This is a genomic window from Actinokineospora lacus (genome assembly GCF_053813445.1).
On the sequence record NZ_JBQERA010000029.1, the window covers coordinates 1 to 10,201 of the forward strand.

6 protein-coding genes are annotated in these 10,201 nt (G+C 66.0%); 4 read left to right on the forward strand and 2 right to left on the reverse strand.

Annotation, left to right across the window (positions count from 1 at the left end; genetic code table 11):
* Positions 1-349: 349 nt before the first annotated feature.
* From ACTG9Q_RS32770 to drmC, 4 genes are all read left to right on the forward strand, one after another.
* Entirely contained in the window at positions 350-1,216 is an 867-nt protein-coding gene (locus ACTG9Q_RS32770; RefSeq protein ID WP_455576833.1) for a tyrosine-type recombinase/integrase, read from the forward strand.
* A 140-nt stretch (positions 1,217-1,356) separates the two neighbouring features.
* Entirely contained in the window at positions 1,357-5,214 is a 3,858-nt protein-coding gene (gene drmA, locus ACTG9Q_RS32775; RefSeq protein WP_455576834.1) for a DISARM system helicase DrmA, read from the forward strand.
* Positions 5,211-7,118 (forward strand): DrmB family protein, encoded by a 1,908-nt coding sequence (gene drmB / locus ACTG9Q_RS32780; protein WP_455576835.1) that lies wholly within the window; start codon positions 5,211-5,213, stop codon positions 7,116-7,118. Before drmA ends, drmB begins: the two co-directional genes overlap by 4 nt.
* Positions 7,115-7,885 carry a DISARM system phospholipase D-like protein DrmC gene (drmC, locus tag ACTG9Q_RS32785; RefSeq protein WP_455576836.1) on the forward strand — a complete coding sequence of 257 codons (771 nt, stop codon included), beginning with the start codon at positions 7,115-7,117 and terminating at the stop codon, positions 7,883-7,885. Before drmB ends, drmC begins: the two co-directional genes overlap by 4 nt.
* 244 nt (positions 7,886-8,129) lie before the next feature.
* Here drmC and ACTG9Q_RS32790 read toward each other — a convergent pair whose 3' ends face one another.
* Positions 8,130-8,273, reverse strand: coding sequence for a hypothetical protein (locus tag ACTG9Q_RS32790; RefSeq protein WP_455576837.1), 144 nt, complete (start codon positions 8,271-8,273; stop codon positions 8,130-8,132).
* A 155-nt stretch (positions 8,274-8,428) separates the two neighbouring features.
* A complete protein-coding gene (locus ACTG9Q_RS32795; RefSeq protein ID WP_455576838.1) occupies positions 8,429-9,427 on the reverse strand; it encodes a hypothetical protein in 999 nt (332 codons plus the stop codon).
* Between the last annotated feature and the right edge of the window lie 774 nt (positions 9,428-10,201).

The window sequence follows — 10,201 nt, forward strand, 5'->3', positions numbered from 1 at the left end:
GACGTCCCGGTTGCGAGGATCCCGCTGAAGTAGGGCGTCTGCCTGTTCGGGGGTGAGGATGAAGCCCTTGCCCAGGACGTTGGAGCCTTGGAACGACCGTCCTCGGTTGGATACCAGACGGAAGCGATCATGCTTCACGGAACGGACGTCTGACGCTCAACCCAGATCATTGGTCTCATCTCAGCAGGTCCGTGACATGGCCGGGCATGATGCGAGGGATGGTGGGTCGACTTTCCTCAACACGGCGAACAGACCAATACATGGCTTGGCTTGGGCTTGCGCCACCAGCTCTGCACAGGAGAGAGGGCAGCTGGTCCCACGTCGTTCTCGCCAGTCCATGATGTCGCTCATGGACATCGAGGGGTTCATTGAAGCGCAGCGTGCCGATGGTTACTCACGTAACACAATCGGAGCCCGGGTCCGATGTGTCAAGGCGATCGCACGCCACGCTGGCACAACCGCTGGCAAGCTCACGCTGGACTCCGTGCTGGCGTACTTCGCAGACAGGGAGCTTCGCCCCTGGTCTCGACGGACTTACTTGAACCATCTCAAGGTGTTCGGGAAGTGGCTGGGGGTCGACCTGATCGAGGGGATCCGCAAGCCCCCGGCCCCGAGGTCGACACCCGATCCGCTTTCCGAGCACGATCTGAAGAGGCTGGTGGATGCCGAGGAAGGGCCACGGAAGTTGTGGGTCTTGCTCGGAGCGTTCTGCGGCCTACGTGCTCATGAGACCGCGAAGCTCGCGGCCACCGACGTGGTTGCGGGAGAAGGCGGCGAGATCGTCCTCAGGGTGACCGGCAAGGGCGGCCGCACGGACGTCGTTCCTGTACCACCCGTTGTCCTCAACGCGCTCGACCTGACGCAGGATGGTCCGCTATGGCCGGGCGTTCGGCCTCAGCGGGTGTCTCGAGCGGTCGCGACGGCGGCGTCCAAGCTCGGCATCCGGATGCGCTATCACCAGCTCCGGCACCGTTACGGGACGGCGGTATACCGATCATCCGGGCGCGATCTCCTGCTCACTCAACGGCTCATGCGGCATTCGTCACCAGCGACGACGGCCGGGTATGCCGCTGTGGCAGATGATCAGATGCACGTGGTCGCCTATGCGTTGCCGGGCGCTGATCCCCAGGGAACCCGATCGGTACCAAAGAGGCGAAGTTCCCAGTCCTGCTCGACTTGTGATCCTGTTCGTCAAAGCAGGACAACTGCAAAATGAACTTTCCTCGGGTTGTGGGCTAGGCAGCGCATGGCGTGCGGAATTGAGCTGTGCTCGATATTTACGGAGATCCGCACCACGCTTGCGCGGTCGATACCCTCAGCGCACCAGTACCCGCCGGACGGGAGAGGACTCCATTCATGCCCGACCAGCAGCCTGACGCCAAGGACTTCGCGGTACCGCATCCCATCGACGAGGTGCCGCAGAGTTTCCTGGCTGGCGACTCGCACGACGTGCGGAGCGCGCTGGAGAAGTACATCTCCCGCGATCTTCTCGGCCCTTGGGACGGCGAGTTCGAAGAACTCGCACCCCACTCAGCTGGGCCCCTGGACCGCTACCTCGTCGGCATGCTGGGGCCGAAGCGCATCCCCGCTGAGGCCAAGGACCACAACGCGGCGGCCCGTAAGGCGGCGCAAGACGATGACGACGGAGCCAGGTTTAGCGGCGAAGGGGACGGTCTAGACGCCGAACTCCCGGAGCTGCTCACACCACAGGTGGCCGGCCGGATCTGGGCGTCCTCCATGGGACTGTCCTTCGTCGTTCCCGCCTCGATCGGCGAGATCAACATCGTGGCTTCCTGGGGGAGCTACACCCAGAGCGAGTCACTGTCCGACTCCGCCCGACCCACCCGTCGCTGGGCCCGTCGACCGGTCAGTCACGAACGGCAGATCGCCGTGACCACCGTCGGTGACCAGGAGCCTTACCTCTTGGAGGGCGAGCACGTTGACCATCCATCGGTCCAGCTCCGGGTCAAGGTCCGAAGTCGGATCGAGGGTTCCGACGGCGAAAGTGGCACGGAGCTGCGCGTCGTGGAGATCGCTCTCGTCAATGCGCTGGACGAGTCGCGCGACCTGCGTGACGCCAACTGGCTCTTCCAGACCAAGCTCGAAGTCACCGGCTCGACTGATGGGGCCGCCGTCTTCCTGCCGATCGATGACCCTCTGCTCCCTGGTAACGCCCGACGTGCGCCCGAAGATCCCGAGGAGCGTCGCCTGAGGCTGCTCTACCGCGACCAGTTACGGCATGCCGTTGGCCGCAATGTGGCTGTGCACTCCGAGGTGCGGAAGGGTGAACGCCGCGCGTACGAACTCGTCACCACCTGGCTACCCGCTTACGACGTTGCCGCGACCACTGCGCCCGGTGTCAAGCGACAAGTCCTCCTGACCGGCCTCGAACTCTCCATGGACAAGCTTGCCGCCCTTGCGGTTCCCCTGCACTGCGAGCAGCTCGTCACCGCCCTTCGACCGCTCTCGGACGGTTACGCGACCTGGCTTGTCCAGCAGCGCACGGACGCGCAGAGGCTTCCCGAGGAGCTGAAGACTAGCGCCGAAGTGGCCATCGACGAGGCTCAGGACATCTGTGCACGGATCTCTGAGGGCATCGACACCCTGCTCTCCGACCCTCTCGCACTTGAAGCTTTCCGCTTCGCTAACCAGGCGATGGCGCTTCAGCGGCGCAACACCGCTCTGGTCAACCTGCGCGCGGCTTCCGAGGACGGCTCGCTGACGTACCGGCAAGCCAAGGCGGAAATCGACAGCAAGGGCGAAGCGGCGGCGAGTTGGTACCCCTTCCAGCTCGCATTCGTCCTGCTGAACCTCGCCTCCCTCAGCGACCCCGCGCACCCCCACCGCGGCACCGGTCACGAGGCACTGGTCGATCTGCTCTTCTTCCCCACCGGTGGTGGCAAGACCGAGGCATACCTCGGCCTGGCCGCGTACACCTTCGCGCTGCGCCGCCTCCAGGGAACCCTCGGCACTGGTCTGGATGCCCGCAGCGGCGAAGCCGGTGTCGCTGTCCTGATGCGCTACACCCTGCGGCTTCTCACCGCACAGCAGTTTCAGCGTGCAGCCGCGCTGGTTTGCGCAGCCGAGGTGCTGCGTCGCGAGGCATACGACGGGGTGCGCGACGAGACCGGTGCTTGGGTCACGGCTCCCGATCGCCGATGGGGAGCCACCCCCTTTCGTATCGGCATGTGGGTCGGCGGCACGGTGTCCCCGAACTGGTACAAGGAAGCCGCCGAGCAGATCGCCGAAGCGCGGGAGGCAGGGCACGGCAAGGCCGCTCGCGCCTTGCAGGTGCTCAGTTGCCCCTGGTGCGGGGAGGGCTTACGCGCCCATCGCGACCTGGCCACCGATGACGACCTTCGTCGCGTCTTCGTCTACTGCCCCCGAGGTGAGGGCAAGGACGCCTGCCCTTTCTCCCGGCGCCTCTCGCCGAACGAGGGCCTGCCGATCCTCACTGTGGACGAGGAGATTTACCGACTCGTCCCCAGCCTGCTGATCGCCACGGTCGACAAGCTTGCCCAGCTGCCCTGGCGAGGTTGGGCAGGCTCGCTCTTCGGCCGGGTCTCCCAGCTGTGCCCCCGGCACGGCTACCGGCACGGGGACTTGGACCAGGAAATCGGCTGCGGCAGCCACCACCAGAACAAACGCGGCGGCAAAGCCAAGGGTGGCTTGGACAAGGTCGTCTCACAACCCGTTACCCGACTGCGCCCGCCGGATCTGATCATCCAGGACGAGCTGCACCTGATCTCCGGTGCGCTGGGTACGACGGTCGGCTTGTTCGAGGCAGCGGTCGACCAACTGTGCACCTGGTCCTACACCGATCGGGAAGGCACTGTGCACGAGGTCGGACCTAAGATCATCGCCTCCACCGCAACCACCAAGCGCGCTGCCGAACAGGTGCTCGGGGTGTTCGGACGCAAGGTCGCGGTCTTCCCGCCCCAGGTGGTCGATGCGGGAAACACCTTCTTCTCACTCCAGGTCCCCGTGACCAAGGACCAGCCTGGCCGCCGCTACCTGGGCGTCTGTGCCCACGGCTTCCGCATCAAGGCCGCCGAGATCAGGCTCGCGGAGATCCTGCTGCTGGCCGGGCAGGACCTGTTCGACCAGTACGGGTCTCCCGCGGACCCCTACATGACCCTGGTCGGCTACTTCAACGCCACTCGCGAGCTGGCAGGTATGCGTCGGTACCTGGACGACGACATCACCACCCGGGTACGCCGCAACGGTACAGCCAAGGGGATTGCCGATCGCATCGTCACCAAATCCGGGATGCTCACGATCCAGGAGCTGACCTCACGGGTTTCCTCGGCGGACATCAACACGGCTTTGCGCAGGTTGGAGACGGGCTTCGACCCGGAGCACGACACCAGCCTGCGGCGCCGGGCCTTCGCCGCGGAGGTGGCCGACGCGCTCAACGGCAAGCCGCCTCGCAAGCCCCGCGGCCAAGGGGCAACTCCGGACCACAAGGGCGTCGACGCGGTGCTGGCCACCTCGATGCTGCAGGTCGGCGTCGACGTGTCGCGATTCGGACTGATGATGGTGGTCGGTCAACCGAAGAACACCGCCGAGTACATCCAGGCATCCTCCCGCGTGGGACGTGACCCGGGGCGGCCCGGCCTCGTCGTTACCCTCTACAACTGGACCAGACCGCGGGACCTGGCCCATTTCGAGGACTTCGAGCACTATCACTCGACCTTCTACCGCCAGGTGGAAGCCTTGTCCGTCACGCCCTACACCCGGCGGGCGTTGGATCGGGGCACCGCGCCCACGTACATCGCCGCTCTCCGACACGCTGCCTTCGAGCACTCGCACAACCTCGACGCCGGGACGCTCGACCTCGACGGACCGATCGTCCAGCAGGTCGAGAAGCGCCTGCTGGACCGAGCCGAGGCGGTCAGGGGCGAGCTAGCTCGGGGCTATTTCAAGGAGCGGATCGAGGCGCTCAAGGACTCTTGGCGCAACCGGCGGGAGATCGAAGCCAGCCTCGGTTACAAAGAGAAGAAACTCAAGGATCAAAATGTTGCTAGGCTGCTGAAGAACGCAGATGGCGGTCGGTGGGACGAGTTGACGGTACCGCAGTCCATGCGCGAGACGGAGAACGAGATCAATCTACTCTTTCCCGGGGGCGGTAACTTCGCTGGACAAAGCGGTCCGGCGTGGTGCTTCAGGCCGCCGAGCGATGCGAATCGCAACGCGGAAGGGGCACAGGAATGAGCGGCGCGTACTACCGCAGAGTTGGCGCGGCGCGACCCAGCCACCTGATGTACACCGGCGGCATCGGCTCACTGGTCGACTTGCCGAACTTCTCCGTCTTGGTCAAAGGACTGGAGTCGTGGACCTACGGTGGGGTACACGGCTACCACGTGGACGAACCGCGACTCCGCACCGCCGTCAACCGCGCGCTACAACTCTATGGTTCGGACCAGATCACCGAGCTTCGGTCAGCCCCGTGGATGGAGGGTGCGGACCAGGACCCCAAGGGCGAGGCTGCCCAGCAGATCGGTGCGCCGGTCATGCCGTTCCCGCAATGGCTGCGATGTACCGCATGCAACGAACTGGGGTCGCTCGATTCGGGCACGTTCCGCTTCGTCAACTCAGTGCCGAGAGCCCCGCATGAGGCCAGGTTCACTCATGTGAGCTGTGGAACGAGGAAAAAGGAACCGCTAGCCGTCGCCGCCCGCTTCCTGCTCGCCTGCACTGCCGGGCACCTCGACGAGTTCCCCTACGTCGCCTTCGTCCACCACGGCGGATCCTGTTCCAAAGGGGTCTCCGTGCCGCGGATGAAGATGTTCGACCACGGTGGCAACCAGGCGGCCAGGGTCACCATCAGCTGCACCCCGTGTGGCACTCGCCGCAACATCCAGGAAGCCCAGGGTGTGCAGGGCGAGCAGAACCTGCCAGCCTGCCGGGGCCGGCACCCGCATTTGGATTCCTTCGACAACGAAGGGTGTGACCAGTCAGCGATGCTGCTGGTGGCTGGTGCCTCCAACCAGTGGTTCCCGATCACGCTCAGCGCTCTCGCGTTGCCGCAGACCGGTAACGAAGGGCTGGCGAAGCTGGTCGAGGCACGGTGGGATGAACTGCGAAAAGTGACCAATCAGGACGTCTACGACCTGCTGGTCGACATCCCCCTGTTCAGCTATATCAAAGATCATGACTCGACCGCCTTGATCGCCGCCGTGCAGGCTCGACATGCTGCTCAAGCAGGAACGGCCACGCCGGAAAAGGTCGGTCAGGAAGACCTTTTGACCCCGGAGTGGGAAACGCTCTCAGCAGCCAAGGTGCCTAATCCCACCGATGACTTCGCCTTGGCGCATGTCCCCGTACCCGCCTCGCTCACCGGCCTGTTCTCGCACGTCCGTCAGGTCGAAAGGTTGCGTGAAGCCCGCGCCCTGATCGGGTTCACGCGCCTCGATGCCCCGGACCCGGAAGACCCCGACCTGGTCACCCGGGTCAAACTCAGCCGCACTTCGCAGAAGTGGATACCGGCGAGCGAGGTCCGCGGTGAGGGGATCTTTCTCAGGCTCGACGAAGGACTGGTCGCCGACTGGGTCACCCGGGTCGAGAAGTCGGCGCAGATGATCGCCCACCTGGAGTCCTACAAGCGTTTCCGAATCAACCGCCGTTCTGATCGGCTCATCGGTGCGTTCGATCCGGAGCGTGGCTGGCCCGGCGAACGTTACATCGCATTGCACACCCTGTCGCACCTGCTGATCAGGGCGATCGCGCTCGATTGTGGCTACAGCTCGGCCAGCCTTGCGGAGCGAATCTACGCAGGCACTGAGGATGACCCCCGCACCGGCATCCTCATCTACACCGCCGTGCCGGACTCCGAAGGTACTCTCGGCGGCCTGGTGACCCTGGCGGAGGAGGAACACTTCGAACGGATCGTGCGCAGCGCCTTGAGCGGAGCCCGCCACTGCTCTTCGGACCCGCTGTGCGCGGAGCGGCTTCCCCAGGCCCCTGCCGATTTTCTGCACGGTGCTGCCTGCCACGTCTGCCTCTTCGTCTCGGAGACGACTTGCGAGCGAGGCAACCGCTTCCTCGACCGGAGCTTCCTCGTGCCGATCGGCGACGACCCGTCCATCGTGCTGTCCCCGAAGGAGTTGACGGGTTGAGCAGAGCGGAGTTCGAGACGGCAGCCGCCGAGGCGGTCGCCGTGCTCGGACCCGCCCAGGCCAAGGACCTGGCGGGGCAGTTGGCCGAGGGACGCAGTTGGGAGTACATCCTGCATGCGATCCGGATGCGTACCGCGGGACCTACCGTCCGCCGCCTGTTGAACGCCGTTGACCTCGCGGGCATACCTGCTGGCGAGGTGGCGATGTACCTGCGCGGCTTCGTAGCCGCCTGGACGCGGCAGCGGGAACTGACAGAGGTGCAGCCGGTATGGAGTGGACCACCGACCCCCGGGGTACCGGTCCGGTCAACTGCCCAGGTGTTGGTGTCCGTTGTCGGGCAGGCGACGACGGAGGTGCTGGCGATGACCTATTCCGCTGCTGCCTACAAGCCGTTGACTGCGGCTCTGCGCGCGGCGGCGGGGCGCGGAGTCGAGGTGGACATCGTGGTGGAGACGATCCAAGGCGCCGGTGGTCTGCTGACCGGTCCCGAGCCAGCCCAAGCTTTCTCGGAACTGGCTAGGTCCATGGCCGTGAGACTCTGGCACTGGCCGCTGGACCAGCGGGAGGAACGGGGTGCCCGACAGCACGCCAAGATCCTGGTGGCGGACCGGCAGGTGCTTTTCCTCGGCAGCGCGAACCTGACCGCTTCCGGAGCGCGCCACAACATCGAAGCAGGCGTTCTGATCCGCGGCGGCACCGCACCGGTACGCTCCGCTGAGCACGTCAAGGAGCTGCAACGACGGGGAGTGCTGCGGCCGCTCAAGTGACCGTCTCATCGGACCTCGGTCTCGAACACCAGGATGAACGACCGGTGGGGCAGCACTTCTCCTACCGGGCTCATGTTCAAGGCGGTCCGGTGGTGTAACGGCTCGAAGGTGTTGAGTGGCAAGTAGCCGTGCGGTTGATCTCAATGCCTCTCGCGGGTTTCTAAAGCAGTCGTGAGGGGTCGGCAGAGCGCCGGTGGCCGGAACCCGGTCGTGCTGCCCGTTCCGGCCCGTGTGTCGATGCCCGTCAGCCTCTGATCGCGGACTGCACCGCGTCCACGTAGACCACCGCGCCGAGGTTCGAGTGGCCCTCCATGCGCCGCGTGCCCGCCGACGACACCTCGGCGCGGGCCAGCTCCTCGCCGAGCAGCTTCGGTGTCCCCTCGACCACGACGCGTGGGTCCGTACGGTCATCGCATCCCGGCGGACAGCTCCGTCTCGCTGTCCGCGCCCAGCAGCAGGCCCACCTCCTTGTGCGAGGTGAGCTGTTTGGGGGCGTCCATCCACGTATGCCCGATGGCATTCGGGAACGGGATCTCTCGCCAACTACGCGTCAGACTCATGCCGCACCCCGCGCAGGGCGTCGCGGACCTCGCGGGCCGCGTCGGTGCCGCATGCCAATGCCTCTCGCAGTCGGGTCGCGGACGGGTCGGCGGGCAATTGGCCAGCGGCGATCATTCGCCGGGCGCGGGCGACCAGTAGGGCTGTCCGATTCTTGGTAGCCCCCTGCTCTACATCGCACTCATAGGAGGTGTTTCCGCTGTACTCCGGGCCGGTAGGCGCGGCAGTAGGGCCTACCGGGAGGCCATGGTCCAGGTCCGCGAACGCCGACCAGATCACCGGCAGGACCGCCACCGCGCCGACCGCCACCAGTGGGCCGATGGCGTGCGCGAGGAGCTGCATCGCGTCGAACCGTGCCCACGGCACCGAGACCCACGGCAGGTACGGCCACACGTTCAGCGTCAGCGTCACCGTCAGTGCTCCGTATTCGACCACCGTCAGATGCGGGTGACGCAGTATCCGGCCACGGGTTGTCAGGAATGCCCGTGCCCCGACCACCACCAGCAGCACCGCCGAGATCACCGGCTCCACTGCCCACGCGCCCCACCACGCCGCACCCCGCTCGGTCATCGACCGGGTGAGCGTGTGGTGCACACCCGTGGTCGACCAGCCCAACGCACCGACAAGCGCGGCCAACGCCACCACGGTGAGCACCAGGCGCACTCGCGCTGCCAGCCAGGCCCGCGCCGCCGGATCCTGGGCCAGCGCGTGCAGCCGGGCGGCCTCCGCGGCACGTTTGCGGCTGCGCCGCACCCGGTCGGTGTCGAGCAGTAGGGGTGCGGCGTCGGCCTGCAACTCCAACAGTGCGTTGGCCTCGTCCACCTCGGCGCGCAACTCCCGGACCCGCTTGGTGGTCAGTGGCTCGACGACAGGAGTTGCGTCGGGCACTGCCGGAGCCTGCCCGGCGACATACCGCTCCATCTCCGCCACCGCGCGCCGCACCTCGTCGTCGTCCGGCTCGGGAACCGGAAGTGCCGTGGTCATCGCCGCACCCCGCAGTCCTCACCAGGGCAGTCGGTGACGTGCCAGGTATGACGCCTCGCGGCATTCCGCCTGGAACCCAGGTTCGTCGCATCGCGTAGCCGCTCGGCCTCAGCCCGGTCCTTCAAGCAATCCGCCGGAGAAAGCCAACCATTTGGATGGAACCTGGTGTCCGGCTCCCGGAAGGCGAGGTAGACACGCCCGCTCATCGCGCACCTCGTGACCGTCGCGGCGCGCAGCGCGGGCACGGGGTGGACCGGGTGCCGTCCTCGTCGACCCAAAGCACCCTGGCACTGACTGGATCTCCCGGCCGAGCGTCGCACTGTCCGCACTCCGGCGGCAGGGGCGAGCGCCCGCGGGGCGCGCTCGACTCGTTCTTCTTCTCGTTCTTCTTACGAACAGTCCTTCTTATGTTTGCGTGTGAGCCGTCACCGGTTGAACCGGAAACGGTGCGACCTGCGGGTTCACTCTGTTTCGGCTGGTCGGCGCCGTCGCCGGGTGAACCATCGACGGGTGAGCCGGAAACGGTGGCGCGTCGCACGACCTCGGGCGCGATTTCCTCCAACGTCGCCCGCAGTGCGTCGGTGTCGGCGGAGTACGCCCACACGTAGCCGTTGACATGACCGCGCTCGTTGCGCCGGGGCCACCGGTAGAGATATTGAGGCGAAAGTATTAGGTTGCCTATGTGTCGGCGTAGCGGACGTGTGGGGCACGGAAGTAGCCGCGGACGATGTGCGGTTGGCGTTGGCGGCGTCGCAGGAAGCGTCGGGTCTCGTG

What these genes read in the sequence shown, in the direction of transcription:
- ACTG9Q_RS32770 (WP_455576833.1), top strand. Translation starts at nt 350, where the DNA reads ATGGACATCGAGGGGTTCATTGAAGCGCAGCGTGCCGATGGTTACTCA.
- drmA (WP_455576834.1), top strand. Translation starts at nt 1,357, where the DNA reads ATGCCCGACCAGCAGCCTGACGCCAAGGACTTCGCGGTACCGCATCCC.
- ACTG9Q_RS32795 (WP_455576838.1), bottom strand. Translation starts at nt 9,427, where the DNA reads ATGACCACGGCACTTCCGGTTCCCGAGCCGGACGACGACGAGGTGCGG.
- drmB (WP_455576835.1), top strand. Translation starts at nt 5,211, where the DNA reads ATGAGCGGCGCGTACTACCGCAGAGTTGGCGCGGCGCGACCCAGCCAC.